The sequence below is a fragment of the Pannonibacter phragmitetus DSM 14782 genome, from assembly GCF_000382365.1.
Lineage (GTDB): Bacteria > Pseudomonadota > Alphaproteobacteria > Rhizobiales > Stappiaceae > Pannonibacter > Pannonibacter phragmitetus.
The window spans coordinates 162,004-186,750 of sequence record NZ_KB908216.1; the positions used below are offsets into that span (position 1 = coordinate 162,004).

The 24,747-nt window shown below is 63.3% G+C and carries 24 protein-coding genes and 1 tRNA gene; 13 read left to right on the top strand and 12 right to left on the bottom strand.

The annotated features are described in order from the left end of the window. Positions 1 to 16: 16 nt before the first annotated feature. From rpoN to H163_RS0105700, 6 genes are all read right to left on the bottom strand, one after another. Positions 17 to 1,585 (bottom strand): RNA polymerase factor sigma-54, encoded by a 1,569-nt coding sequence (gene rpoN / locus H163_RS0105675; protein ID WP_019963590.1) that lies wholly within the window; start codon positions 1,583 to 1,585, stop codon positions 17 to 19. A 72-nt stretch (positions 1,586 to 1,657) separates the two neighbouring features. Next, positions 1,658 to 2,440 carry an LPS export ABC transporter ATP-binding protein gene (gene lptB, locus H163_RS0105680; RefSeq protein ID WP_019963591.1) on the bottom strand — a complete coding sequence of 261 codons (783 nt, stop codon included), beginning with the start codon at positions 2,438 to 2,440 and terminating at the stop codon, positions 1,658 to 1,660. A gap of 96 nt (positions 2,441 to 2,536) precedes the next feature. After that, complete coding sequence (lptA, locus tag H163_RS0105685; protein WP_040678140.1) at positions 2,537 to 3,082, bottom strand: lipopolysaccharide transport periplasmic protein LptA; 546 nt, start codon at positions 3,080 to 3,082, stop codon at positions 2,537 to 2,539. Then, complete coding sequence (gene lptC, locus H163_RS0105690; RefSeq protein ID WP_019963593.1) at positions 3,079 to 3,738, bottom strand: LPS export ABC transporter periplasmic protein LptC; 660 nt, start codon at positions 3,736 to 3,738, stop codon at positions 3,079 to 3,081. The genes lptA and lptC overlap by 4 nt, the downstream gene beginning before the upstream one ends. 251 nt (positions 3,739 to 3,989) lie before the next feature. Further along, on the bottom strand, positions 3,990 to 4,610 hold the full coding sequence (locus H163_RS0105695; RefSeq protein ID WP_019963594.1) for a ribonuclease D: 621 nt from the start codon (positions 4,608 to 4,610) through the stop codon (positions 3,990 to 3,992). Positions 4,611 to 4,760: 150 nt separating this feature from the next. After that, a tRNA-Leu gene (locus H163_RS0105700) sits at positions 4,761 to 4,846 on the bottom strand. Positions 4,847 to 5,021: 175 nt separating this feature from the next. Between H163_RS0105700 and H163_RS0105705 the strand changes: the two genes are divergently transcribed. Next, a complete protein-coding gene (locus H163_RS0105705) occupies positions 5,022 to 5,996 on the top strand; it encodes a complex I NDUFA9 subunit family protein (RefSeq protein WP_019963595.1) in 975 nt (324 codons plus the stop codon). Positions 5,997 to 6,096: 100 nt separating this feature from the next. Here the strand turns inward: H163_RS0105705 and H163_RS0105710 are convergent, their stop codons facing one another. Continuing rightward, on the bottom strand, positions 6,097 to 6,327 hold the full coding sequence (locus tag H163_RS0105710) for a YjiS-like domain-containing protein (protein ID WP_026355498.1): 231 nt from the start codon (positions 6,325 to 6,327) through the stop codon (positions 6,097 to 6,099). 142 nt (positions 6,328 to 6,469) lie between these two features. On the opposite strand from H163_RS0105710, the gene H163_RS0105715 reads away from it, so the two are divergent. After that, positions 6,470 to 7,474, top strand: coding sequence for a helix-turn-helix transcriptional regulator (locus tag H163_RS0105715; protein WP_040678141.1), 1,005 nt, complete (start codon positions 6,470 to 6,472; stop codon positions 7,472 to 7,474). 104 nt (positions 7,475 to 7,578) lie between these two features. On the opposite strand, the gene H163_RS0105720 is transcribed toward H163_RS0105715, so the two are convergent. Beyond that, entirely contained in the window at positions 7,579 to 7,872 is a 294-nt protein-coding gene (locus H163_RS0105720) for a response regulator transcription factor (RefSeq protein WP_019963598.1), read from the bottom strand. 161 nt (positions 7,873 to 8,033) lie between these two features. Between H163_RS0105720 and H163_RS0105725 the strand changes: the two genes are divergently transcribed. Then, positions 8,034 to 9,470: a helix-turn-helix domain-containing protein gene (locus H163_RS0105725; protein WP_019963599.1), complete on the top strand. Its 1,437-nt coding sequence runs from the start codon at positions 8,034 to 8,036 to the stop codon at positions 9,468 to 9,470. A gap of 283 nt (positions 9,471 to 9,753) precedes the next feature. Here H163_RS0105725 and H163_RS0105730 read toward each other — a convergent pair whose 3' ends face one another. Then, entirely contained in the window at positions 9,754 to 10,461 is a 708-nt protein-coding gene (locus tag H163_RS0105730; protein ID WP_019963600.1) for a GntR family transcriptional regulator, read from the bottom strand. 104 nt (positions 10,462 to 10,565) lie between these two features. Between H163_RS0105730 and uxaC the strand changes: the two genes are divergently transcribed. The 9 genes from uxaC to H163_RS0105775 all read left to right on the top strand — a co-directional run bounded on the left by uxaC (position 10,566) and on the right by H163_RS0105775 (position 19,719). Next, a complete protein-coding gene (gene uxaC, locus H163_RS0105735) occupies positions 10,566 to 11,975 on the top strand; it encodes a glucuronate isomerase (protein ID WP_019963601.1) in 1,410 nt (469 codons plus the stop codon). 30 nt (positions 11,976 to 12,005) lie between these two features. Next, positions 12,006 to 12,986, top strand: a complete 981-nt coding sequence (locus tag H163_RS0105740) for a TRAP transporter substrate-binding protein (protein WP_019963602.1) — start codon at positions 12,006 to 12,008, stop codon at positions 12,984 to 12,986. 74 nt (positions 12,987 to 13,060) lie between these two features. Beyond that, entirely contained in the window at positions 13,061 to 13,573 is a 513-nt protein-coding gene (locus H163_RS0105745) for a TRAP transporter small permease (protein ID WP_115336383.1), read from the top strand. A gap of 1 nt (position 13,574) precedes the next feature. Further along, on the top strand, positions 13,575 to 14,855 hold the full coding sequence (locus tag H163_RS0105750) for a TRAP transporter large permease (RefSeq protein WP_019963604.1): 1,281 nt from the start codon (positions 13,575 to 13,577) through the stop codon (positions 14,853 to 14,855). Between the two features lie 13 nt (positions 14,856 to 14,868). After that, positions 14,869 to 15,183 carry a cupin domain-containing protein gene (locus tag H163_RS0105755; RefSeq protein ID WP_019963605.1) on the top strand — a complete coding sequence of 105 codons (315 nt, stop codon included), beginning with the start codon at positions 14,869 to 14,871 and terminating at the stop codon, positions 15,181 to 15,183. A gap of 27 nt (positions 15,184 to 15,210) precedes the next feature. Beyond that, positions 15,211 to 16,035: a 5-dehydro-4-deoxy-D-glucuronate isomerase gene (kduI, locus tag H163_RS0105760; RefSeq protein WP_019963606.1), complete on the top strand. Its 825-nt coding sequence runs from the start codon at positions 15,211 to 15,213 to the stop codon at positions 16,033 to 16,035. Beyond that, entirely contained in the window at positions 16,032 to 16,772 is a 741-nt protein-coding gene (kduD, locus tag H163_RS0105765) for a 2-dehydro-3-deoxy-D-gluconate 5-dehydrogenase KduD (RefSeq protein WP_019963607.1), read from the top strand. The genes kduI and kduD overlap by 4 nt, the downstream gene beginning before the upstream one ends. Further along, positions 16,762 to 18,183, top strand: a complete 1,422-nt coding sequence (locus H163_RS0105770) for a mannitol dehydrogenase family protein (RefSeq protein ID WP_026355499.1) — start codon at positions 16,762 to 16,764, stop codon at positions 18,181 to 18,183. Before kduD ends, H163_RS0105770 begins: the two co-directional genes overlap by 11 nt. Positions 18,184 to 18,195: 12 nt before the next feature. Then, positions 18,196 to 19,719, top strand: coding sequence for a UxaA family hydrolase (locus H163_RS0105775; RefSeq protein WP_019963609.1), 1,524 nt, complete (start codon positions 18,196 to 18,198; stop codon positions 19,717 to 19,719). Positions 19,720 to 19,912: 193 nt separating this feature from the next. Here the strand turns inward: H163_RS0105775 and lepA are convergent, their stop codons facing one another. Both lepA and H163_RS0105785 read right to left on the bottom strand, forming a co-directional pair. Beyond that, positions 19,913 to 21,718, bottom strand: coding sequence for a translation elongation factor 4 (lepA, locus tag H163_RS0105780; protein WP_019963610.1), 1,806 nt, complete (start codon positions 21,716 to 21,718; stop codon positions 19,913 to 19,915). 101 nt (positions 21,719 to 21,819) lie between these two features. Continuing rightward, positions 21,820 to 22,746 (bottom strand): LysR family transcriptional regulator, encoded by a 927-nt coding sequence (locus tag H163_RS0105785; RefSeq protein ID WP_019963611.1) that lies wholly within the window; start codon positions 22,744 to 22,746, stop codon positions 21,820 to 21,822. 88 nt (positions 22,747 to 22,834) lie between these two features. Here H163_RS0105785 and H163_RS0105790 point away from each other — a divergent pair, with 88 nt between their 5' ends. Beyond that, positions 22,835 to 23,362, top strand: a complete 528-nt coding sequence (locus H163_RS0105790) for a GNAT family N-acetyltransferase (protein WP_019963612.1) — start codon at positions 22,835 to 22,837, stop codon at positions 23,360 to 23,362. Positions 23,363 to 23,414: 52 nt separating this feature from the next. Here H163_RS0105790 and phnE read toward each other — a convergent pair whose 3' ends face one another. After that, positions 23,415 to 24,746: a phosphonate ABC transporter, permease protein PhnE gene (phnE, locus tag H163_RS0105795; RefSeq protein ID WP_019963613.1), complete on the bottom strand. Its 1,332-nt coding sequence runs from the start codon at positions 24,744 to 24,746 to the stop codon at positions 23,415 to 23,417. Position 24,747 lies beyond the last annotated feature (1 nt).

Below are 24,747 nucleotides of genomic sequence, written 5' to 3' on the forward strand. Positions count from 1 at the left end.
TTAATTTTTGCTGTCTTTAGGACAAGCCCTTCTTTTCCCTGCGTCTTTGCACGGAAGAACCGAGGTTCATCGCCTCGCGGTATTTGGCCACAGTGCGGCGGGCGATGTCCACGCCATCGTCCTTGAGGCGCTTCACGATCGTGTCGTCGGAAAGAATATCGTCCGGCGATTCGGCATCGATCATCTGCTTGATGCGGTGGCGCACGGCCTCTGCCGAATGGGCATCGCCCCCTTCCGTCGCAGAAATGGCGGAGGAGAAGAAATACTTCAGCTCGAAGATGCCGCGCGGGGTTGCCATGTACTTGTTTGAGGTGACACGGCTGATCGTGGATTCATGCATGCCGATGGCATCGGCAATGGTCTTGAGGTTCAGCGGCCGCAGGTGCTCGATGCCATAAGTCAGGAAGCCGTCCTGCTGGCGCACGATTTCGGTCGCCACCTTCAGGATGGTCTTGGCCCGCTGGTCGAGGCTTTTCACCAGCCAGTTCGCTGTCTGCAGGCAATCGGTCAGATAGCTGCGCTCGGTCTCGTTGCGGGCGTTGCGGGTGATGGAGGCGAAGTAGGTCTGGTTGACCAGCACACGTGGCAAGGTGTCGGTGTTCAGCTCCACCGTCCAGCCGCCGTCAGAGGCAGGGCGCACCAGCACGTCCGGCACCATCGTCTGCACGATGGACGAGCCATAGGCCCGGCCCGGCCTAGGGTCCAGCGCCTTGATCTCGGCGATCATGTCGGCAAGGTCTTCCTCGTCCACCCCGCAGATGCGGCGCAGCGCCGGATAATCATGGCGCGCCAGCAACTCGATATGCGCGATCATGGCTTCCATCGCCGGGTCGAAGCGGTTGCGCTCCTTCAGCTGGAGGGCCAGGCACTCGGCCAGCGAACGGGCAAAGACGCCGGAGGGCTCGAACCCCTGCATCACGGCAAGAACGGCCTCGATGCGGGCAGCAGGAATGCCGAGCTGCGCAGCGGCTTCCTCCAGATCGAGCTGCAGATAGCCGTTCTCGTCGAGGCTGTTGATCAGGTGCTGGCCGATGATCTTGTCCACCGGATCGGCGAAAGCCAGATGCATCTGGTCCATCAGCACCTGAATGAGGGATTCTTCCTCAGCCACGAAGGCTTCGAGATTATAGTCCTCGGAGGAAGCCGAGCTGCTGGCCCTGTGGCTGTCGATGCCCAGAAGCGAGGCCGGTTCCGGCGCTGCGGACACGCCGGGCTCATCGGGAAAAACGTTGCCGAGATCGGTGTCCATCTGCGACGCGATGCTCTCGGCCTGCGGCTCCAGATCGTTCTTAAGCCATTCGGAAGGGGCGCCGTCACTGCTGCTGAATTCACCGCTGCCAGGCTCGAAACCGTCACCGCCGGGCGTATCCTGCGCACCGTCATGGTCGCTGCCCTGCCCGTCTGCCACCCCCGTGCCGTCGCCACCTTCCGTGCGCTCCAGCAAGGGGTTACGCTCCAGCTCCGCCTCCACATAGGCAACCAGATCGAGATTGGACATTTGCAGCAGCTTGATCGCCTGCATGAGCTGCGGCGTCATGATCAGCGACTGGCTTTGCCGCATCTCAAGCTTGGTCGAGATTGCCATGGGCGGGGGGCGTTTCCTATCCTGGTGCTTTTTGGTCCGTTTCTTGCTTATAACCCAGCACCAGCGCCCTGTTCAAAGCGTAAATTGCTCTCCGAGATAAAGACGGCGCACATCCGGGTCCGCCACGATGTCATGCGGAGCGCCTTCGGTCAGCACTTCGCCTGAGGCAATGATATAGGCGCGGTCGATCAGGCCAAGCGTTTCTCGGACATTGTGGTCGGTGATCAGAACGCCGATGCCGCGCTGGGTGAGATGGCGGACCAGCTGCTGGATATCGCCCACGGCGATGGGATCGATACCGGCAAAGGGCTCGTCCAGCAGCATGAAGGACGGGCGGGTTGCCAGCGCGCGGGCGATTTCCACACGGCGGCGCTCGCCGCCCGACAGGGCGATCGAGGGAGACTTGCGCAGATGGGTGAGGCCGAACTCAGCCAGAAGCTCATCCAGATCGGCTTCGCGCTGGCGCTTGTCCGGTTCCACCACTTCCAGCACGGCGCGGATGTTGTCTTCCACGTTGAGGCCGCGGAAGATCGAGGCCTCCTGCGGCAGGTAGCCGATGCCGAGGCGGGCGCGGCGGTACATGGGCAGGCTGGTGATGTCGAAGCCGGAGAGGGTAATCTGCCCCTGATCCGGGCGGATCAGGCCCGTGATCATGTAGAACGTGGTCGTCTTGCCCGCCCCGTTCGGCCCGAGCAGCCCGACGGACTCGCCCGGATTGACCGTCAGCGAGACATATTTGACCACCTGGCGCTTGCGGTAGCTTTTGCCGATGCCTTCGACCGTCAATGCGCCGCCGGCATAGGCTTCGTCGGATTCGGGTCCGGCGGCGTCACGGCCGGAAAAGGGGAAGGGCAACCATTTCACGCGGGAAGCATCCTCACGGTAAGAGACAGCTCTTGCACACACGCTGGGCCAACCAGCCGCCGCTCTCCCTTGCGGCGGATGATGGACTCAGTTTCCGGCAGGCGGAGTGTTATTCAGGCTGTTGGGCTGAATGAGGACCTTCACACGGCCGGATTTGGGCGCTTCGAGATCCGCCTGACCCGTGGTCAGATTGACCGTCAGCTTGTTGCCGACAACCACATTCGGCCCCTGGCTGAGCACGACCTCACGGCCGGTCATCACCATCATGTTGGTAGCCATGTCGAAGTTGGCTTCATCGCCCGTAGCCGTCTGGTCTTTCGAGGTGATGAAAACACGTCCCGAAGCCTCGAGGCGCGAGATATCCTGCTGAGCGCCCTGAGCGGCGGAGCCATCGTAGAAGACCTTCAGGCGCTGGGTCTTCAGCGTGGTTTCGCCCTGCACCACGACCACGTCGCCGGTGAAGGTTGCCACCTTGGAATTATCCTCGACCTGAAGCTCACGGGCTTCGATCTGGATCGGCTGCTCATTGTCCTGGCCGAAGCCCTGGAACGCGTTGTTGAAGGTCTGGGCGGAGGCCCCGACGGGTACAATCGCCAGTGCGGCGAGGGTCAGCAAAGTCCTGATACCCTTCATTGCGGGTTCTCCGTTTTGTCGGCGCCGGGTCGCAGCACCATCTTGATACCATCAGTGAAACGGGCAATGCCATTTTCCTGATCATATGTGAAGCCATTGGCCTGAATATCGCCGCCTTTCGACTGCACCTGCATCGACCTGTCCGTCACGACCGCGCCCGTCTTCATGTCCACATCAACGCGCTGGAACTCGATGGCATATTTGCCGCTCCAGTTGATCCTGACATTCTCGAACAGCTGCAGCGTCTCGGCGCTGCTGTCATAGGTGCCCTTGTCGGACGTGATCTGCGCTTTTTCTTCCGGATTGGAGACGATCTCGGCCGTGATCATTTCCAGATCGATGATGCGCGGATTGGTCAGACGCTGGATGGCACGCTCTGCCAGAACCCGATAGGTGCGGTCACCGTCATTGCCCGACAGTTCCGGCCGGTCCATGACCAGCCCCTCGGAAGTCAGGGTCACATTGCCAATGCCCAGGCTGTTCAGGAGATTGAAGACGAAGATCAGCCCGCCCATGCCCAGCAGAACGACCAGTCCGAGCACCGGCAGCAGGATGCGAAGGGCGCGCACGCGGCCTGAGTGGCGGCGCGCGTTGACACGGGCCTTGTTGACCCGTCCGTCTGCCACATCCCCGGAGCGCTGTGTCGTCTGATCCATCTTTTCTCCCGGCTCGCGGCCGCGTCACACTGTCATGCGGGCCCCGCAAGAGGGCCTGGCACATTCACCTGACGCAGACTTGCGCCGGATTCGTGGCCGCACACACAGACTCACCACTTGGTGATCGCACAACTGCACGCCATGCGGGAGTCATGTCATTCTGCCGTCCAAACACGCAACCGCATATGGGGTATGCGACGAACGTTAAAAAGATGCAACGCAGTGCCGGCCAAGCTGACGGAAGCGCCTGTTCAGCTATGTGCAAAAATATCCTGTTCCTCCCAGCCGAGCAGATCAAGCCTTGCACGGGTGGGCAGAAACTCAAAACAGGCTTGCGCGAAGCCGGTTCGCTCTTCACGCTCCAGCATCATCTGCAGCTGGGCACGCAGCGCATGAAGGTGCAGCACGTCGGACGCAGCATAGGCAAGCTGCGCATCCGTCAGCGTTTCAGCCGCCCAGTCCGAGCTCTGCTGCTGCTTCGACAGGTCGACACCCACCAGTTCGCGGGTGATGTCCTTCAGGCCGTGCCGGTCCGTGTAGGTGCGCACCAGCTTGGAGGCAATCTTGGTGCACCAGACCGGTGACACGGTGATGCCGAGATACTGGTAGAGCACCGCCAGATCGAACCGGGCGAAGTGGAAGATCTTCACCTTGGCGGGGTCGGTGAACAGACGGGCGAGATTCGGGGCCGACTTCTGGCCGCGGGCGATCTGCACAACATCCGCCGTGCCATCGCCCGGCGACAGCTGAACCACGCAGAGCCGGTCGCGGTGCGGGTTGAGACCCAGGGTTTCCGTGTCCACAGCCACGGCCTCCACACCCTCATAGTGGGACAGATCGGGCAGGTCGTTCTTGTGGTAACGGATGGTCATCGGCGGAAATCCTGAAGTTGCGTCGGGTTCTTTCAGCACATTCCCTCGCAGCGGGCAAGATCCGGCGCAGTCATTGGGAGGGCCTGAAAGCGAAAAAGGCCCGCTTTCGCGGACCTTTTCGATCTGGACCTTGGTAGTGATCCAGAAATTTGGTGCCCAGGAGAGGACTCGAACCTCCACGCCTTGTGAGCGCTAGTACCTGAAACTAGTGCGTCTACCAATTCCGCCACCTGGGCTGTGAGGAGGGCTTTTAGGGGTGCTCTGAGGGCTTGTCAATCGTCCTTTTGAGAGAAAAATGCATTTGCACACATGCCGCCTTCACAGGCGGGGATCAAAGGGCTAAGAACCCTAGGTGCGCCGCCATCCGGGCGGCCCATTGCTTCAAGTGACGCGACTAAGGAGCCGGCCGCAATGCATTCGGCGCTCAATGGAAAACTCGTTACCGTCTTCGGTGCTTCCGGCTTTCTCGGCCGCCATGTGGTGCTTGCACTGGCACGCCGCGGCTACAGGATTCGCGCGGCCGTGCGCCGTCCGGATCTGGCCGAGCACCTGCAGCCGCTGGGCGGCGTTGGCCAGATCATGCCGGTTCAGGCGAACCTGCGTTACCGCTGGTCTGTAGACCGCGCCGTCGAGGGGGCGGATGCGGTCGTCAATCTGGTGGGGATTCTCTATCAGTCCGGCCGCCAGAGCTTTGATGCCGTGCAGGGCTTCGGTCCGCGCGCCATTGCGGAAGCAGCCCGCGCTGCAGGCCTGAACGGCATCGTCCACGTCTCGGCCATCGGCGCTGACGCGGCATCTCCCGCCGCCTATGCCCGCACAAAGGCGGCCGGCGAGGCTGGCGTTCTGGAAACGCTGCCGGACAGCGTCATCCTGCGCCCGTCCATCGTGTTCGGCCCGGAAGATGACTTCTTCAACCGCTTTGCTGCCATGGCGCGCATGTCCCCGGTCCTGCCGCTGGTCGGCGGCGGGGTCACGAAGTTCCAGCCGGTCTATGTCGGTGATGTTGCCGCTGCGGTTGCCAAGGCTGTGGATGGCGGCTGCAAGCCGGGCGCTGTCTATGAACTGGGCGGCCCGGAAGTGAAGAGCTTCAAGGAATGCCTTGAGCTGATGCTGGAGATCACCCGCCGGAAGTGCCTGCTGCTGCCGCTGCCCTTTGGCGCGGCCACAATGCAGGCACGCGTGCTGCAGCTGCTGCCCAAGCCGCTGCTGACCGTGGACCAGGTGAAGATGCTGCGTGTGGACAACGTTGTTTCGGCAGATGCCGAAGCCGAAGGCCGCACGCTGGCTGGTCTCGGCATCAACCCGTCCTCGCTGGCAGCCATTCTGCCGTCCTACCTGACCCGCTTCCGCGAGCACGGGCAGTATGATGCCCACCGCGTGGCCTGAAGGGCCACGCAGGGAAAGGATCTGGGTGGCCTGAAAGGCCACGCAGGGAAAGGATCTGGGGCCTGAACGGCCACGGAACACGGTTGAGTTTGCAGGGGCGTCATTTGACGCCCCTGTGCTTTTTCGGCCGCGGCTCAACCCAGTGGCCCGATGGTGTCAGCCCGACGTCCTTGAGCAGCCGCTCGTCCAGATGGGCGATGTTGCGGCGGCGTATGCGGCGCAGGCGCTCTTCATGCAGCCAGCTGCCAATATGCGCCATGAGGCCTGCCAGAAATGGCAAGAACCCTGATGCTGCCGGTGCCTTGCGGTCTGATGTGCCGTTTCCATTCATGATCCTGCCTCCTTGCATTCGCCCTCTGCGGGGCCAGTGAAAGCAAGGATGCCAGCCCAAACCTGACAGCTGCGAGTCAGGTTTGATCCTGTTATGTTCTCATTCTGATTCTTTTTTGTTTCCTGAGAACCGGCAGGCCGACATGAACCCGATCGAACGTGCCCTTGGCATCCTGCTGCTGCTTGGCAGCGGCAAGCTGGTGACGGCCACCGCCCTGTCGGAGCGGTTCCAGGTGTCGCTGCGCACCATATACCGGGATGTGGACCGGCTCATTGCGCTTGGCGTGCCGGTGGAGGCAGAGCGCGGGGCGGAGGGCGGTTACCGCCTTGCCAAGGGCTATATCCAGCCGCCCGTCGCCCTGACGCGCCGCGAGACGGCGGCGCTGCTGATCGTGCTGTCGGTGGCGCGGGGCCTGCGCACCACGCCGCTGGCGGCTGATCTTGAAACGGCGGAGCGCAAGCTCATCGCTTCCCTGCCCCGCCCGGCACAGGAGCTGCTGACAAACGGCGAGCGAATCGTCGGGGTCGAGCCGCTGCCGCCGGACATTTTCCATGATTCGCCCTCGATCGAGCCCAATGCAGGCTGGCAGGAGGCGCTGGACCGGTTCATGGAAGGGCTGCTGGAAGGCCGCCGCGTGCGCTTCGAGCATCATAACCCCAGCCGGACGGAACCGCGCGCCCATGAGGTGGAGCCGCTGGGCGTCATCTTCGACCGGGATCTGTGGTATCTGGCGGGCCGCTCCGTCGAGGCGGATGACCTCAGGATCTACCGGGCCGACCGCATCTTCAACATGGAGGTGAGCGGCCTGCGCTTCCGTCCGCCGAAGGAGTTTTCGGTGCAAGCCCTGCTGAATGGTGCCTGGCTGTCCCGCGCCATGCGGCGCTGGCAGTCGGAAGACCCGTCCGGCATCATTCTGGTGAGTGATGAGCAGGCGCGCACGCTGGCGCGGGACTGGTACTACCGGCATGCGGTGTTTTCACCGGCGGGAAACGGCAAGGTGAGAATCACCCTGACGGACACAACGCAGGCCCGGCTGTTCCCGCTGCTGCGCTGGCTGGGCCCGGGCGCCGAGCTCATCGAGCCCAGCGCCCTCCGGCCTCTTTTCGCGGCGGAACTCGCCGCGATGTCCGCGGCCCATCAGGGATGAGCGGCGGCTTCCTCCCAGAAGCTGTTTGCCTGGCGGGCTTTAGCCAAGGCCCGGGGATGCTGCTGCATCCGGCCCTGGCAAGGCTCAGGCGCCACGCGGGCTTGTCAGCAGCCGCCCTCGGCGCGAATCAGCATTGCCACCGCGTGAATGCGGTTCTTGGCGCGCATGCGGCGCACGGCGGCGGCAATGTGGGTCTTCACGGTGGCGACGCTGATGTCGAGGCGGTGCGCGATCTGCTTGTTGATCAGACCGTCGGCCAGCATGCGCATCACGTCCTTCTGGCGCTCGGTGAGCAGGGCGACCCGCTCCTGCGATACCGTGAGCCCGGCAACAGGCTTCGGCATCACCGGATGCAGTTCGACCGGATGGTGCCAGCTCTCCACGACTTGATCCAGCATGTGCGCTCCCTTTCGTTGCAGGCCCGTCCGGCGGCGCCTCCCGGGCAACCACCTCCTCCCGGGCCTGTGTGATGCAAGGACCATAGCCATTTGGTGGGCCTTCTGCGATATGCAAAAGTGTGTCATGTTAAATTGTAAAATCTTCGCAATTTGAGAAACCGATGGCCAGAAAGCTTTTCGCCGGACATGTGCTGCGCAAGCTGCGCGAACGGGCAGGTCTCACGCAGGTGGCCTTTGCCAGCCGGCTGGATCTGTCGCCCTCCTATGTGAATCAGCTGGAGAGCAACATCCGCCCGGTCTCCGCCTCGGTGCTGATCGCCGTCAGCCGCGAGTTCGGTGCCGATCTTGCCAGTTTCGAGGCGAGCGACCTTGACCGGCTGGTGGCCGACCTTGGCGAGGCGCTGGCGGACACCCGCTTTCATGACGGCAGCGTCGGGTTGCAGGACCTGAAGAGCGTTGCCACCCACACGCCGGACTTCGCCCGCGCCTTTCTGGATCTCTACGGCACCCTCAGGCGCATGAGTGAGCAGCAGGCCTCGCTGGACGACGCCATTGATGCCCATGGGGAGACCAGCGGCCGCGCCCCGCGCATGACCCCGCCCTATGATCAGGTGCGCGACCATTTCCACTACATCGACAACTATGTCGATGCGCTGGATGTGAGCGCCGAGGAGCTGGCCAGCAAACTGAGCCTAGCCTGGACGCCGGACCGTTTCGGCCGGCTCAGCGCCTGGCTGCGGGACACCCACGGCGTGCGGGTGGACGTCACGGAACGGCAGGCAGCAGATGGCGCCATCGTCGCCTTTGATGCCCGCGCAAGGCTCGTGACGCTGGACCGGGGCCTGCCGCGCCCGGCCATGGAATTCCAGCTCGGCTGTATCGTCGCGGATCTGACGGCGGAAAAGCTCATTTCCAGTCATGTGGAGAAGGCCGGTTTCTCGACGCTGGCGGCACGGGAGATCTGCCGCCTCGCCTTACGCAACTATTTCGCGGGCGCCCTGCTGCTGCCTTACGGCGCCTTCCTGTCCCTCGCCAAGTCCTACCGGCATGACCTCGACCGGCTGATGGTGACGACGGGGGCAAGCCTTGAGCAGATCTGCCACCGGCTCTCCAGCCTGCAGCGGTCGGGGGAAAAGGGTGTGCCCTTCTATTTCCTCAAGGTGGACAGGGCGGGCAATGTCATCAAACGGCACAGCGCCACCCGCTTCCAGTTCGCCCGCTATGGCGGCTCCTGCCCGGTGTGGAACGTGCATGAGGCCTTTGAGCTGAACGAGGGCCGCGTCTCGGCGCAGGTGGGCGAGATGCCGGACGGCACGCAGTATCTCTGCCTGGCCCGCAGCATTTCCAAGCCCGCCACCCGTTTCGGTGAGCGCGAGCGGCGCTATGCCCTTGGCCTTGGCTGCGAACTGAAATATGCGGACATGCTGGTCTATGGCGACGAGCTGGGCCTGACAGACCGGGTCAACCCGGCCCGCATCGGCATCAACTGCCGTATCTGCCCGCGCGCCAGCTGCCCGGAACGGGCCTTCCCCGCCCTCGACAAGGAAATCCAGGTGGAACGGGATTCGCGTGGGATCGTGCCGTTTTCATTGCGGTGAAGCGGGAAGAGAGGTGAAAGGCCGGTACTGTGAAGCACACACTGGCAGCAGACACCGAGCCGCCCCGGCCAAGCGGAGCGCGAGCCGGGGTCTACTCGTTTGCAGAGAGCTTCCGTTGTCTCAAGCCGCAGTGCAGAGCGAACTTAAGTTAGCCCCTGCGCCGCGCTTCAGTTTCACCGCTCTGGAAGCGAGTGGCCCCCGGATCTCCGCTCCGCTGCGTCCGGGGCGACGCCGAGTCTGTGGCGGGGCAATTCCGTCTCATCCCCCCTGAAACCGCTTCCCCTCAAGACTCCCCCGTCTCGTGGGCGAAATATTTCATGTGGCCGGCGCGGATGCGTTCCAGTTGCTGGCGGATGCGGGCAAGGTGGCTGCGCATCTGGGCAACCGCCGCATCGGCGTCGCGCTGGCGGATGGCCTCCAGCACCCGGCAATGATCGTCAAAGGCATCCTGCGAGGCGAAGGCCAGCGACAGGAAGCGCACCCGGTCCATATGCGCCTTGTTCTCGCGGATCATTTCCCAGGCATGGGCGTGACCGGAGCGTTCGCAGATCTCCTTGTGGAAGAGATCATCCAGCGCATGAAAATCCAGCGGCCGCTGGCCTGTGACGGCTTCGCGCTGCTGCTCGATGATATCCACCAGCGCCTGATGATCTGCCTCCGTCAGCTGGGTGCAGGCCACGCGCACGGTTTCCGCCTCGATGGCGGTGCGGATGAACTGCGCCTGAAACACGGCACGCTCGGAAATCACCGACACGGATGTGGCCCGCTGCGGCCGGATATGCAGGAAGCCGAGCTTGGACAGACGGTAGAAGGCATCGCGCACCGGCTGGCGCGAAACACCCATGGCCCTGGCCACGTCGATCTCCGAAATCTTGGCGCCGGGCGGCAGTTCCAGCGACAGGATCTGCCGGTGGAGCTGCTCGAAAACCGCATCGGCGACGAGCGGCCGCCCGACAGGCTCCAGCGCTTGCAGGTGTAGCGAATCCGGCATTTTTTCCTCCCATTGACTCCTTTTGGATACTAGCATATTAGCTGAAATACGCGAAGAAAAGAGCCGTTCTCCGGCTTAAGTCATCACTCGGGAGGAGAGCAAACGTGGCGCTGCTGGATTCTGACAGATTGTTCCCCGTTGAACCCGGCGTTCGCAGCATTGCGCGCGGCCTTTACGAAGGCGTGAAAAATCTGCCGATCATCAGCCCGCATGGTCATACGGACCCGTGCTGGTTTGCAGAAAACAATCCCTTCCCGGACCCGGCCCAGCTCTTCGTCACCCCGGATCACTACGTCTTCCGCATGCTCTGCTCGCAGGGCATAAAGCTGGAAAGCCTCGGCGTGCCGCGCGCTGACGGCGGCTGGACGGAGACCGACGGCCGCAAGATCTGGCGCATCTTTGCCTCCAATTATCACCTGTTCCGCGCCACTCCGTCGCGCATGTGGCTGGATCATGCTTTCCAAGACGTGTTCGGCGTGACCAAGCGCCTGTCGGCCGAAACGGCAGACGAAACCTATGACCAGATCGCCGATTGCCTGCAGCGTCCCGAGTTCCGCCCCCGCGCCCTGTTCGAGCGTTTCGGCATCGAGGTGATCGCCACCACGGAAGGCGCGCTGGACGATCTGAAGTGGCACCGCATGATCCGCGAAAGCGGCTGGAAGGGCCGTGTCGTCACCGCCTACCGGCCGGATCAAGCCGTTGACCCCGAATATGCCGGCTTCACCGAGACCGTCGAGAAGCTGGGCGAATTGTGCGGCACCGATGCCACGACGTGGTCCGGCTATCTGGAAGCGCACCGCATCCGCCGCGCCTATTTCAAGGAGCAGGGCGGCGCCACCTCGAGTGATCATGGCCATGCCACGGCCCGCACCGAGAATCTGAGCGAAGCTGAGGCGGCTCATCTTTTCGACAAGGCGCTGCGCGGCGCATGCACTGCGGAGGAGGCAGATGCATTCCGTGGCCAGATGCTGACCGAGATGGCCCGCATGAGCATTGACGATGGCCTCGTCATGCAGATCCACTGCGGCAGCTCGCGCAACCATTCCGGCCCGGTGCTGAGCACCTTCGGCCGCGACAAGGGCTTCGATATCCCGAGCCGCACCGACTATGTGCGCTCGCTCAAGCCGCTGCTCGATGCAGTCGGCATGCGGGACGATGTGTCCATCATCGCCTTCACGCTGGATGAAACCACCTACTCGCGCGAGCTTGCACCGCTCGCCGGCGTTTATCCGGCCCTGAAGCTGGGGCCCGCCTGGTGGTTCTTCGACAGCCCGGAAGGGATGATGCGCTACCGTCAGCAGGTTACGGAAACTGCGGGTTTCTATAACACCGTCGGCTTCAACGACGACACCCGTGCTTTCTGTTCCATCCCCGCCCGCCACGATGTGGCCCGGCGCGTGGATTGCGCTTACCTCGCCCATCTGGTCGCCACAGGGCGGCTGGATCAGGACGAGGCGGGTGAGGTCGCCTATGACCTCACCTACAGGCTTGCCAAGCAAGCCTACCGGCTCTGAGGAGGGCCGTTCACTTGGGAGGAGAACCAAATGACATTCATGAAGATTGCGAAGGCCGCTCTGCTGGCCAGTGTGATGATGACCGGGGCTGCAACGGCCTGCGAGACGACGCTCCGGTCATCTGATACCCACCCGGACGGCTATCCGACCGTCGAGGCCGTCAAGGCCATGGGCAAGCTGCTTGAGGAGCGCACCGGCGGCAAGCTCTGCATCGAAGTGTTCCACTCGGCCCAGCTCGGCCAGGAGAAGGACACCATCGAGCAGACGAAGTTCGGCGTCATCGACATGAACCGCGTCTCGATGGGCCCCTTCAACAACCTCGTTGAAGAAACCAAGGTTGTCTCGCTGCCCTATATCTTCCGTTCGGTCGATCACATGCACAAGGTGATGGATGGCCCGATCGGCGAGGAAATCCTCACCGCATTTGAACCGCATGGCTATGTCGGCCTCGCCTTCTACGACGGCGGCTCGCGCAGCTTCTACAATGCCAAGAAGCCGATCGAGACCATCGACGACCTGAAGGGCATGAAGGTCCGCGTCATGCAGTCGGACATCTTCGTCGACATGATGTCCGCACTCGGCGCCAATGCCACCCCGATGCCCTATGGCGAGGTCTATTCCTCGATCCAGACCGGCGTCATCGACGGGGCAGAGAACAACTGGCCGTCCTATGAATCCTCCGGCCACTTCGAGGTCGCAGGCTACTACACGCTGGATGAGCATCTGATCGTTCCGGAAGTGCTGGTGATGTCCAAGGCATCCTGGGACAAGCTCAGCGCCGAAGACCAGGCCACCGTCCGCCAGGCCGCCAAGGATTCCGTGCCGATGATGCGCGAGATGTGGCAGGCCCGTGAAAAGGCCTCCGAGGAGAAGGTGCGCGCTGCCGGTGCCACTGTCGTCACGGACATCGACAAGCAGCCCTTCATCGACGCGATGAAGCCGGTCTACGAAAAGCACGTGACCTCTGAAAAGCTGAAGGATCTCGTTGCCCGCATTCAGGCAACCGAGTGATGTGAAGCCCAAACCCGTGCCGCACCCAGCGGCACGGGCCTTCTTTTGCGTGGAGACGTCAGGTGCAGGACACCATGAAATCAATCGCGCAGGCTTTGGGCCTCATCGCTCGCCTCGCTCTCTGGCTGGCTGGCGCCGGTCTCGTTCTGATGACCGCCATCATTTCGGCTCAGGTTTTTTTCCGCTACGTTCTGAACGACAGCCTCATCTGGAGTGAACCGCTCGCGGTCATTCTCATGGGCTGGTTCATCTTCTTCGGCGCCGCAGTCGGCATCCGGGAAGGCTATCACCTCAGCTTCGACGTGCTGCTCTACGTCATTCCGGTGAAAGCCAAACTGGTTCTCTACACGGTGTCGGATTCCCTCGTCGCCCTCTTCGGGGCAGGCATGTTCTGGTACGGGCTGCAGCTTGCCCTGTCTGCCTGGAACGTGAAGCTGCCGTCCATCGGCATCTCCGGTGCCTATGATTTCGCCCCGCTGATCGGCGGCGGCATTCTCATCTTCCTGTTCTCGCTGGAGCGCATCGCCCGCCGGGCCGCAGGGCTGCCAACCGCCCGCTTCGGCGAAACCGACATGCAGGAGGCCTGAGATGGAACTCTGGATTCTGTTCGGCTCCTTTGCCGTTCTGCTGCTCATCGGCACGCCGGTGGCCTTCTGCCTCGGCATTTCCTCGCTGATGACGGTGCTCTATCTCGGCATGCCGCCGGTCATCGTGTTTCAGCGGCTGAATTCGGGTGTCTCCGTCTTCGCGCTGATGGCCATCCCCTTCTTCATCTTCGCCGGCGAACTGATGGTGCGCGGTGACATTGCCCGCCGTCTCGTAGCCCTCGCGGGGGCCGCTGTCGGCCATCTTCGCGGCGGCCTTGGCCAGGTGAACATCACCGCCTCCGTCATGTTCGGCGGCATCTCCGGCTCCGCAGCGGCAGATGCGTCGGCCATCGGCGGACTGATGATCCCGCAGATGAAGGAGCGCGGCTACGGCGTCGACTATGCGGTCAATGTCACGGTGGTGTCCTCGATCATCGCCCTGATGATCCCGCCTTCGCACAACATGATCATCTATTCGATCTCGGCAGGCGGGCGCATTTCCATCGCGGACCTGTTCACGGCAGGCATCATCCCCGGCTTCCTTCTGGCACTCAGCCTGATGATGGCGGCCTGGTGGGTGGCGCGCAGCCGCGGCTATCCGACGGAAGCCTTCCCCGGCTGGGCGGCCCTTGGCTGGCTCTTCGCCAATGCCATTCCCGGCCTGCTGCTCATCGGCATCATCTTCTTCGGCGTGCGCTCGGGCGTCTTCACCGCCTCCGAAAGCTCGTGCATCGCTGCGGTCTATGCGCTGGTGGTGACGGTTCTGGCCTACCGGACCATGACCTGGGAGAATTTCACCGCCTCCACTTTCGCGGCGGTGCGCACCACGGCCATGGTGCTGCTGGTCATCGGCTGCGCAGCCTCCTTCGGCTGGCTGATGGCCTTCCTGAAGGTGCCAGCGGAAATGGTCGCCCTGCTGCGCGGCGTCTCCGACAACCCCATCGTCATCCTGCTGCTGATCAACGTCGCCCTGCTGTTCCTCGGCACCTTCATGGACATGTCGCCGCTGATCGTCATCACCACGCCGATCTTCCTCCCCGTGGCCACCGCTTTCGGTGTCGATCCGGTGCATTTCGGCGTGATCCTGATCCTCAACCTCGGCATCGGCCTGTGCACCCCGCCCGTGGGCGCCGTGCTCTTCGTCGGCTGTGCCGTGGGGCGGATCTCCGTCTGGGATGCCATCAAGACCATCTGGCCCTTCTACGGGGCGGCCATGGCCGTGCTGATGCTGGTCACCTATGTGCCGGCATTCTCGCTCTGGCTCCCTTCACTCTTCCATTGAGGCTGACTGTCCCATGCTGAAGACCTATCCCGCTGTCCCTGCAGATCCTGGCGTCACCCGCCAGGTTCTGTCCGAAAGCCCGGAACTCATGGTCGTTGCCTTCCGCTTCGGCCACGAGGGGGCCGAGGGCAAGCTGCACAACCACCCGCATATCCAGTCCACCTATGTGGAAAGCGGCCGCTTTCTGTTTCAGGTGGACGGCAAGGAGACCGAGGTGGGGCCGGGCGACAGTTTCGTCATCCCCTCCATGGCCATCCACGGTTGCCGCTGCCTTGAGCCCGGCACCCTGATCGACACCTTCACGCCCCGCCGTGACGATTTTCTCTGAGTTTGAAGTCAACGAAGGACCCATTCCATGCTGACCGTCGAAACCCGCCACGCCATTGATCCGCAGACCGCAAAGCGGATGGACACGGAAGAGCTGCGCAAGCATTTCCACATGGGCAGCCTGTTTGCTGCCGGGGAAATCCGCCTCGTCTACACCCACTATGACCGCATGATCGTCGGCGCCGCCGTGCCTTCGGGCGCGCCGCTGGTGCTGGATCAGGTCAAGGAATGCGGCACCGCCAGCATCCTCGACCGCCGCGAGATGGCCGTCGTCAACGTCGGCGCCAGCGGCAAGGTCTCTGCAGCGGGCGAAACCTACGCCATGGAACGCGGCGACGTGCTGTATCTGCCGCTGGGCTCCGGCAAGGTGACCTTCGAGGGCGAAGGCCGCTTCTACATTCTCTCCGCGCCCGCACATGCCGCCTATCCGGCGCGCCTGATCCGCATCGGCGAGGCCGAAAAGGTCAAGCTCGGCTCGGCCGAGACCTCCAACGACCGCACCATCTACCAGTTAGTGCATCCGGCGGTGATGACTTCCTGCCAGCTCGTCGTCGGCTACACCCAGCTGCACAACGGCTCTGTCTGGAACACCATGCCCGCCCACGTGCATGACCGCCGCATGGAAGCCTATCTCTATTTCGACATGAAGCCGGAGCAGCGCGTGTTCCACTTCATGGGCGAGCCGCAGGAAACCCGCCATCTGGTGATGAAGAACGAGGATGCGGTGGTCTCCCCGCCCTGGTCCATCCACTGCGGCGCAGGCACCGGCAGCTACACCTTCATCTGGGCCATGGCCGGCGACAACGTCGATTACAAGGACGTGGAAATGGTCGCCATGGAGGACCTGCGGTGAACCCCTTCTCGCTTGAGGGCAAGACGGCTCTGGTGACCGGTGCCAACACGGGCATCGGTCAGGCCATCGCCATGGCGCTTGGCCGCGCCGGGGCGGACGTCATCTGCGCGGGACGCTCGTCCTGTGCAGAGACCGTTGGTCTCATTGCTGGCAGCAAGGGCAAGGCGCGCGAACTGGTGCTCGATTTCGCCGACCCGATGGCCGCCCGTGACGTGTTCTCCGCCGAACCGGTGGACATCCTCGTCAACAACGCGGGCATCATCCGGCGCGCCGATGCAGTGGATTTCACCGAGGCCGACTGGGATGAGGTGATGGACGTGAATCTGAAGGCCGTGTTCTTCACCTGCCAGGCCTTCGGCAAGGCCGTTCTTGGCCGTGGAGGAAATGGCAAGATCGTCAACATTGCCTCGCTCCTGTCATTCCAGGGTGGTATCCGGGTGCCGTCCTACACGGCCTCGAAGCATGGTGTTGCAGGCATCACCAAGCTTCTGGCCAACGAATGGGCGGCGAAGGGCATCAATGTGAATGCCATCGCCCCCGGTTACATCGAAACGAACAATACCGAAGCACTGCGGGCGGACCCGGTGCGCAACAAGGCCATCCTTGAGCGTATCCCTGCCGGCCGCTGGGGCCAGGCCTCGGACATCGGCGAAGCCGCCGTATTCCTTGCCTCTCCGGCTGCCAATTACATCCATGGTGCAGTGCTGAATGTTGACGGAGGCTGGCTTGCCCGCTGATCTGGAAATCGAACGTGTCGTGAATGCCAAGGTGGGCATCGTCCACCTGGGGCTTGGTGCCTTCTACCGTGCCCATGGTGCCATTTTCATCGAGGAAGCCGTTGCCCGCTCCGGCGGCAACTGGGCCATTGCCGGCGTTTCGCTGCAGAGCCCGACGACGCGCGACCGCATGGCGCCGCGCAATTTCGAATACACCGCCGTGGAACTGGGCCCCGATGGGGAAACCCGCCGTGACGTGCGCATCATCCGTGATGTGCTGGTGGCCCCGGAAAGCCCGGACGCCGTGCTTGCCGCCATGGCCAGCCCCGATGTGAAGATCGTCACCCTGACGGTCACCGAGAAGGGCTATTGCCACGAGCCGAGCACCGGCCGCCTGAACCAGTCCCACCCGGACATTCAGAAGGATCTGGAAAACGGACTCCCGGTTTCCGCGCCGGGCTATCTGGTGCGTGCCCTGCAGCGCCGCTTTGCCGCCGGTCTTGCGCCCTTCACCGTCATGACCTGCGATAACCTGCCCCACAACGGCAAGGTGGTGCGCGGAGTGGTGCTGGACCTCGCCCGCCTCATCGATCCGGCCCTTGCGGACTGGATCGAGCGCGAAGGCCGCTTCCCCTCCACCATGGTGGACCGCATCGTCCCTGCGACCAAGCCGGAAGACATCGAGCGCCTCTCAGCCATCACCGGCCGCAATGAAGACGGCCTCGTGGTGCATGAGCCGTTCCGCCAGTGGGTGGTCGAGGATGACTTCGTGGGCGGCGAGCGCCCGGACCTCGGCGCCGTTGGCGTCGAGCTGGTGTCCGATGTGGCCGTCTACGAGCACATGAAGCTGCGTATGCTCAACGGCGCGCATTCCTCGCTCGCCTATCTGGGCTACCTCTCGGGTCACAAGACGATCGCCGACACCATGGCCGATGAGGCTCTGGCCGGTTTCGTCACCCGCCTGTGGAGCGAAGAGATCATCCCCGCCCTGACCCCGCCGCCGGGCGTGGATCTTGCCGGCTATGCGGCAGCCCTCAAGGCACGCTTTGCCAACACCGGCATCCGCCACCTCACCTGGCAGATCGCCATGGACGGCAGCCAGAAACTGCCGCAGCGCATTCTCTCCACCCTTGGCGAGAACCTGAAGGCCGGCCGCAGCAGCCCGCGCCTGATGCTCGCCGTGGCCGCATGGATGCGCTATGTGGGCGGCGTGGACGAAACGGGGGCGCCGATCGAGGTGAAGGACCCGCTGGCCGCACGCCTGCGTGAACTCTTCGACAGCGCCGCAACGGCGGAAGGCAAGGCCGCAGCCCTTCTGGGCGTGCGCGAGATCTTTGATCCTGCCCTTGCCAGCCAGTTGCAGGCCCCGGTGGCAGAGGCCCTTGGCCTGCTGCTGAGCCAGGGCGCCCGCAAGACCTTGCAGTCCCTGTAACCGAGGCAAGCCATGAGCCAGCTGATCGTTCTTCATCCCGACGACAATGTGGGTATCGTGAAGGAGCGCCTTGCCGCAGGCAGCGATCCTCTCGGGTTGGGTGTGGCTCTCGCCACACCCCTCACTCCGGGCCACAAGGTGGCCCTGACCGCAATCCCCACAGGAGCGGAAATCCTCAAGTTCGGCCAGATCATCGGCCGGGCCAGCAGGGACATTGCCGCCGGGGAGCATGTGCACACCCAGAACTGCGCCTTCGGGGACCACGATCAGCAGTATCAGACCGGTGCCGATCTGGAGCGGGCGAAGGCCGCCGTGCCCTCGCCCGCTCCGCGTACCTTTGACGGCTATCTGCGCAAGGATGGCCGGGTGGGCACCCGCAACTTCATCGCCCTCTGCGCCACGGTGAACTGCTCTGCCACCGTGATCCGCCGGGCGGCCTTCGAGCTGGAAAACTCCGGCGTGCTCGAAGACTATCCGAATGTGGACGGCATCGTCGCCTTTGCCCATGGCACCGGCTGCGGCATGGCCTCCGAGGGGCGCGGCTTTGACATCCTTCAGCGCGTGCTGTGGGGCCATGCCACCCACCCCAACGTCGGCGCGGCCGTCTTCGTCGGCCTCGGCTGTGAGGTGATGCAGATCGCCCGCATGAAGCACACCTTCGGGGCGGAAGGCGCTGACCATTTCCACGGCCTGACCATTCAGGACACCGGCGGCACCCGTGCCACCATCGCGGCCATCAAGGCCAAGGTGCTGGAGATCCTGCCCGAGGTGAACAAGGCACAGCGCCAGCCCTGCCCTGTCTCGGCCCTGCGCATCGGCTTGCAGTGCGGCGGCTCGGACGGCCTGTCCGGCATCACCGCAAACCCGGCCCTTGGCAAGGCGTCGGACATGATTGTCGGCCTTGGCGGCACGGTGATCCTGTCGGAAACGCCGGAAATCTACGGTGCCGAACAGCTTCTGCTGCGCCGTGCTGCCTCGCAGAAGGTGGCGGATGATCTCATCGGCTGCATCCGCTGGTGGGAGCATTACACCGAGATGAACGGCGGCAGCATGGACAACAACCCGAGCCCCGGCAACAAGGCGGGCGGGCTGACGACCATTCTGGAAAAGTCGCTGGGCGCCGTTGCAAAGGCGGGCTCCACGCCGCTGACCGCCTTCTACGACTATGCCGCACAGGTGACGGAACCCGGCCTCGTCTTCATGGACACGCCCGGCTATGACCCTGTGTCAGCGACGGGCCAGATTGCGGGCGGTGCGCAGCTGGTGGTCTTCACCACGGGCCGCGGCTCCGCCTTCGGCTCCAAGCCGGCTCCCACCATCAAGGTGGCCACCAACGACATCCTGTTCAACGCCATGCCGGAAGACATGGACCTGAACACCGGTGACGTGTTGTCGAAAGGCATCAGCCTGGAAGACAAGGGCGAGGAAATCCTCGGCATGATCCTCGCCGTCGCCTCGGGCCAGAAGAGCAAATCCGAAGCCCTCGGCCTCGGCGACAACGAGTTCGTGCCCTGGCAGGTTGGTGCCGTGATGTAATACCAACTCTCGATGAGCTTGACTTATCGAGAGTTGGTCAAGCCCGTCCGGCGCTTGAGCCTTTTCAAGGCGTGATGCGTCAGCATCGAAAGCCTTGGTACAATGAAAAAGGCATGGCGCTGGCGCCATGCCTTGGCAGATCCTTGCGGACTGAAACAATACCCGGCGGGGCAGGCTCGCCGGGTATTTTGTTTTACTCGTCCATCTTCAGGGCCTTGATAAAGGCTTCCTGCGGGATCTCGACCTTGCCGAACTGGCGCATCCGCTTCTTGCCTTCCTTCTGCTTTTCCAGAAGCTTGCGCTTGCGGGTGGCGTCACCGCCGTAGCACTTGGCGGTCACGTCCTTGCGCAAGGCAGCGAGGGTTTCACGGGCGATCACCCGGGCGCCGATGGCGGCCTGGATCGGGATCTTGAACATGTGCCGGGGAATCAGATCCTTCAGCTTCTCGCACATGGCACGGCCACGGCGCTCGGATTGAGAGCGATGGATCAGCATCGACAAGGCGTCGACCGGCTCCTCGTTGACGAGGATCGACATCTTGACGAGGTCACCCTCGCGGTAGTCCGACAAGGAATAGTCGAAGGACGCATAGCCCTTGGAGATGGACTTGAGGCGGTCGTAGAAGTCGAAGACGACTTCGTTCAGCGGCAGGTCATAGGTGACCATGGCACGCGAGCCGACATAGGCCAGATCCACCTGCACGCCGCGCCGCTCCTGGCACAGCTTCAGGATGGCACCGAGATATTCGTCCGGCGTCATGATGTTGGCGCGGATCCACGGCTCGCGGATTTCGCTGATCTTCACCACATCCGGCATGTCCGCCGGGTTGTGCAGTTCCACTTCCGAGCCATCTGTCAGCGTCATCTGGTAGACCACCGAGGGCGCGGTGGCGATGAGGTCGAGGTCGAACTCGCGCGAGAGGCGCTCCTGGATGATTTCCAGATGCAGGAGACCGAGGAAGCCGCAGCGGAAGCCGAAGCCCAGCGCCGCAGAGGTTTCCATCTCGAAGGAGAAGCTGGCGTCGTTGAGGCGCAGCTTGCCGACGGCAGCGCGCAGATCCTCAAAGTCCCCCGCATCCACCGGGAAGAGACCGCAGAAAACCACCGGCTGCGCCGGCTTGAAGCCCGGCAGCGCCTCGGCGCAGGGCTTGCGCTCGTCGGTGATCGTGTCACCCACGCGGGTATCGGCGACTTCCTTGATGGAACCGGTCAGAACGCCGATCTCGCCGGGGCCGATCTGGTCCACCTGCAGGAACTTCGGCGTCATCACGCCGACGCGGTCCACTTCATAGGACGCATTCGTGCCCATCATGCGGATGCGCTGGCCGCGCTTCAGCGTGCCGTCGATGATGCGCACCAGCACCATCACGCCCAGATAGGGATCGTACCAGCTGTCCACCAGCATGGCCTTCAGCGGCCCGTCCCTGTCGCCCTTCGGCGCCGGCAGACGGGTGACGATGGCTTCCAGCACATCTTCGATGCCAAGGCCGGTCTTGGCGGAGATCATCACCGCATCGGTGGCATCGATGCCGATCACTTCCTCGATCTGCTCCTTCACCCGGTCCGGCTCGGCGGCGGGCAGGTCGATCTTGTTGAGGACGGTGACGATCTCGTGGTTGTTGTCGATGGCCTGATAGACGTTGGCCAGCGTCTGGGCTTCCACGCCCTGGCTGGCATCGACCACCAGCAGCGAGCCCTCACAGGCCGCCAGCGAGCGCGAGACTTCATAGGCGAAGTCGACGTGGCCCGGCGTGTCGATCAGGTTCAGGATATATTGCTGCCCGTCCTTGGCATTATAGACGAGGCGCACGGTCTGCGCCTTGATCGTGATGCCGCGTTCCCGCTCGATGTCCATCGAGTCAAGAACCTGATCGGTCATCTCCCGGTCCGTCAGCGTGCCCGTCATCTGGATGAGACGGTCCGCAAGCGTGGACTTGCCGTGGTCGATGTGGGCCACGATGGAGAAGTTGCGAATATTGGAAATGGGCTGGCTCGTCATGCTTGCCCGTTTACCACTCCGTTTGGCTTCCGCAAAGGGGATTGCAGTGGTTGAAGCATGGGTTTCCGGCGTATTTTTTAACCCTGATGCGAAGACTTGACTCAAATCCCGGGCCGGGGCGGCAAATCACGGCGCAGGATGGTGCCGAACCGGGCTGCTTCGTCCGCAATTTCGAGGGCAAAGTCGAGCAGCATTTCCTGCTCAAGTGATTTGCGCGACTGCACCACCAGCGCAATGTCACGGGTCAAAGGCTCGAAGTCGGCGGGGCGGATTTCGACGAGACGCCCCGCCGCCAGCGATGCCTCGACGGATGAGCGGACAAAGAAGCCGATCCCCTCGCCCGCCTCCACCAGATAGCGGCCCGGCTCGGTTGGAAGCTCCACACAGGAGGGGGCCGCAAGCGTCAGCGACGTCATCCGTGCCGGTGCGATCTGCCACCAGCGCAGATTGAAGAAGCGCGGCGCAAGGCGCAAAGCCTCCTGCATGTCCGGTGCCTCGCCGATCCGCTCCGCGACGGCAGGCGCCGCCACCAGCGGCAGATCCTCGCGCAGCACGAACAGCGGCTCCACATGGGTCAGCAGCGGATCGATGTTGGGCCAGCACATGACGGCCAGATCCACCTCGCGCTCATGCAGCATGGTGGCCACATGTGTGTGGCGGCCATCGCGCACGATCACATCCACCCCGGCATGACGGCGCTGAAACCGCAGCAGCGCGCGGCTGACCAGCGGCATGATCATGGTGCTGAGCGTACCGATGGCGACACGTCCGCGCTCGGCGCGCTTGAGCGCCTCGCGCGCCTCCTGCATCACACCCAGCATGCGCCGGCAATAGGGCAGGAAGCTGATGCCCACATCCGTCAGGCGCACATTGCGCCCGCGCAGGAACAATGACCCGCCCACCGCATCTTCCAGCGCCTTGATGCGCATGGAAACGGTCGCCTGCGTGACATTGAGCCGGGCAGCGGCGCGGGTGAAGCTGCCATCGCGGACCACACGGTCGAAGGTGTGGAGTTGATCGAAGTCCATCGATTGAATTTTCTTATGGAAGGGATAATTTCTTTTGCGTTGAGAGGGTATAGAAGACGAAAATCTAATGCAATCCGGAACCCGAGCCATGCAGCTGCGCCCCGCCACTCACGAAGATCTACCCGCCCTTCTCGACCTGCACAACACCGCCGTGCGGGAGCTTCGGGCCATCTGGACCGACCGCCTCGACACTCTGGAAGACAGGCGCAAATGGCTGGAGGGACGGCAGTCCGCGGGCCTGCCGGTAATCGTCGCCGTTGATGAGAATGGCGGGTTTATGGGCTACGCCAGCTACGGCCCCTTCCGGGCCAAGGAGGGCTATAACCTGACCATGGAGCACTCGATCTATGTCAGCAAGGCGGCGCAGGGCAAAGGCACCGGCAAGGCGCTTCTGGCAGAGCTGATCGAACGGGCCAAGGCCGCCGGGCTGCATGCGCTGGTGGGCGCAGTGGATGCGGACAATGCCGCCTCCCTCGCCCTGCATAGCCGTTTCGGCTTCACCGAAACAGGCCGCCTGCCGCAGATCGGCTTCAAGTTCGGCCAGTGGATGGACCTGATCTTCGTGGTCAAGGTGCTGTCAGACCAAGCCGCACCGCCGGCTGGCTCTGCGGTCTGATACGGCCCCCGGTGAGGCTACCTCACCGGGATTTTATATTATTCGCCCCAGCTCACTCGCCCTTGATCAGCTTCTTGCGCAGCCAGCCGGACAGGCTGTCCATGGCCATGACCATCAGCACGATCAGCGTCATGTAATAGGCCACCTCTTCCCAGTCGCGCTGGGTCTGGATGGCCTGCGTCAGCAGCAGGCCGATGCCGCCACCCACGATGGCACCGATGACCGTGGCACTGCGGGTGTTGGATTCAAGGAAGTAGAGCGCCTGGCTGAGCAGCACCGGCATCACCTGCGGGATGACGCCGAAGCGGGCGCGCTGCACCGCATTGGCGCCGGTGGAGCGCACACCCTCCACCTGCTTCTCGTCGATGTTTTCCAGCGCTTCGGAGAAGAGCTTGCCGAAGCTGCCCGTGTCCGTGATCATGATGGCGAGGGCACCGGTCATCGGGCCGGGGCCGAAGGCGCGTGACAGGATGATGGTCCAGATCAGGCCATCCACACCGCGGATGAAGTCGAACACGCGGCGGGCGGCAAAGCGGAACGGCCCCAGCGGGTTGAAGTTACGGGCCGCAAGGAAGCTGAGCGGGAAGGCAATCAGCGCAGCACCGGCCGTGCCGAGGAAAGCCATCAGCATGGTTTCAAACATGGCCCACATAACATCCCCATGCCGCCACATCCGGTTGGTCCAGAAGTCATGCAGCATGGCCGGCGCATTGGCCAGCTCCGGATTGAGCCGCTCGCCCCAGAGCGCAAGGTTCATCAGCTCCAGCGGGCCCTTGCCGTAGAAGGGGCTGTCGAGGGTGAAGAAGAACAGCTCCCAGCCAGGGAAGTAACGGAAGGTATCCACCTTGGAGCGGGTGTAGGTAAAGCGGCCAGCCTTGGTCGTCACGGACACGCGGGAATCCGAAGCGTTGATCCAATCCGGCAGTGGCTGCGGGGCTGTCAGCTTCAGGCTGTTACCTTCCGGCTTGATATCGATCAGCCCATAACCCGGCACATCATAACGCGCACCAGTTGCGTCATAGGTGACGACGTGGCCATCCCCCAGATCGACCACGGTGGTGGTGCCGTCGCTGGTCACCCAGTCCGGCAGCATGCCCTCCGGATAGGTACCCTTGTTTTCACCTTCGACAGCGACAGTCAGCCCGCCGTTGCGGTTGTCGCGCGTCACATGCACCTTGTAGGACCAGAAGTCCGCCAGAAGGATGGCCGCATTGTCCAGTCTTGCCCGCTGCGCAAGGCCCGCCAGATCGAAGGCAAAGGCCGCATAGGCGAGATAGGCCAGGATCAGCCCCGGCACCGCGAAGGCTGCGATACGGCGGTTGCGGAAGCGGGTGAGGATGGTGCTGTTGAGATCCGCCGTCTGCGGCATGTCCATGGTGGCCATG

Excerpts from the sequence above, each read along its gene's own strand:
- rpoN (WP_019963590.1), bottom strand. The coding sequence starts at position 1,585 with ATGGCAATCTCGACCAAGCTTGAGATGCGGCAAAGCCAGTCGCTGATC.
- lptA (WP_040678140.1), bottom strand. The coding sequence starts at position 3,082 with ATGAAGGGTATCAGGACTTTGCTGACCCTCGCCGCACTGGCGATTGTA.
- lptC (WP_019963593.1), bottom strand. The coding sequence starts at position 3,738 with ATGGATCAGACGACACAGCGCTCCGGGGATGTGGCAGACGGACGGGTC.
- H163_RS0105695 (WP_019963594.1), bottom strand. The coding sequence starts at position 4,610 with ATGACCATCCGTTACCACAAGAACGACCTGCCCGATCTGTCCCACTAT.
- H163_RS0105705 (WP_019963595.1), top strand. The coding sequence starts at position 5,022 with ATGCATTCGGCGCTCAATGGAAAACTCGTTACCGTCTTCGGTGCTTCC.
- H163_RS0105710 (WP_026355498.1), bottom strand. The coding sequence starts at position 6,327 with ATGAATGGAAACGGCACATCAGACCGCAAGGCACCGGCAGCATCAGGG.
- H163_RS0105715 (WP_040678141.1), top strand. The coding sequence starts at position 6,470 with ATGAACCCGATCGAACGTGCCCTTGGCATCCTGCTGCTGCTTGGCAGC.
- H163_RS0105720 (WP_019963598.1), bottom strand. The coding sequence starts at position 7,872 with ATGCTGGATCAAGTCGTGGAGAGCTGGCACCATCCGGTCGAACTGCAT.
- H163_RS0105725 (WP_019963599.1), top strand. The coding sequence starts at position 8,034 with ATGGCCAGAAAGCTTTTCGCCGGACATGTGCTGCGCAAGCTGCGCGAA.
- H163_RS0105730 (WP_019963600.1), bottom strand. The coding sequence starts at position 10,461 with ATGCCGGATTCGCTACACCTGCAAGCGCTGGAGCCTGTCGGGCGGCCG.
- H163_RS0105740 (WP_019963602.1), top strand. The coding sequence starts at position 12,006 with ATGACATTCATGAAGATTGCGAAGGCCGCTCTGCTGGCCAGTGTGATG.
- H163_RS0105745 (WP_115336383.1), top strand. The coding sequence starts at position 13,061 with ATGAAATCAATCGCGCAGGCTTTGGGCCTCATCGCTCGCCTCGCTCTC.
- H163_RS0105750 (WP_019963604.1), top strand. The coding sequence starts at position 13,575 with ATGGAACTCTGGATTCTGTTCGGCTCCTTTGCCGTTCTGCTGCTCATC.
- H163_RS0105755 (WP_019963605.1), top strand. The coding sequence starts at position 14,869 with ATGCTGAAGACCTATCCCGCTGTCCCTGCAGATCCTGGCGTCACCCGC.
- kduI (WP_019963606.1), top strand. The coding sequence starts at position 15,211 with ATGCTGACCGTCGAAACCCGCCACGCCATTGATCCGCAGACCGCAAAG.
- H163_RS0105775 (WP_019963609.1), top strand. The coding sequence starts at position 18,196 with ATGAGCCAGCTGATCGTTCTTCATCCCGACGACAATGTGGGTATCGTG.
- lepA (WP_019963610.1), bottom strand. The coding sequence starts at position 21,718 with ATGACGAGCCAGCCCATTTCCAATATTCGCAACTTCTCCATCGTGGCC.
- H163_RS0105785 (WP_019963611.1), bottom strand. The coding sequence starts at position 22,746 with ATGGACTTCGATCAACTCCACACCTTCGACCGTGTGGTCCGCGATGGC.
- H163_RS0105790 (WP_019963612.1), top strand. The coding sequence starts at position 22,835 with ATGCAGCTGCGCCCCGCCACTCACGAAGATCTACCCGCCCTTCTCGAC.
- phnE (WP_019963613.1), bottom strand. The coding sequence starts at position 24,746 with ATGGCCACCATGGACATGCCGCAGACGGCGGATCTCAACAGCACCATC.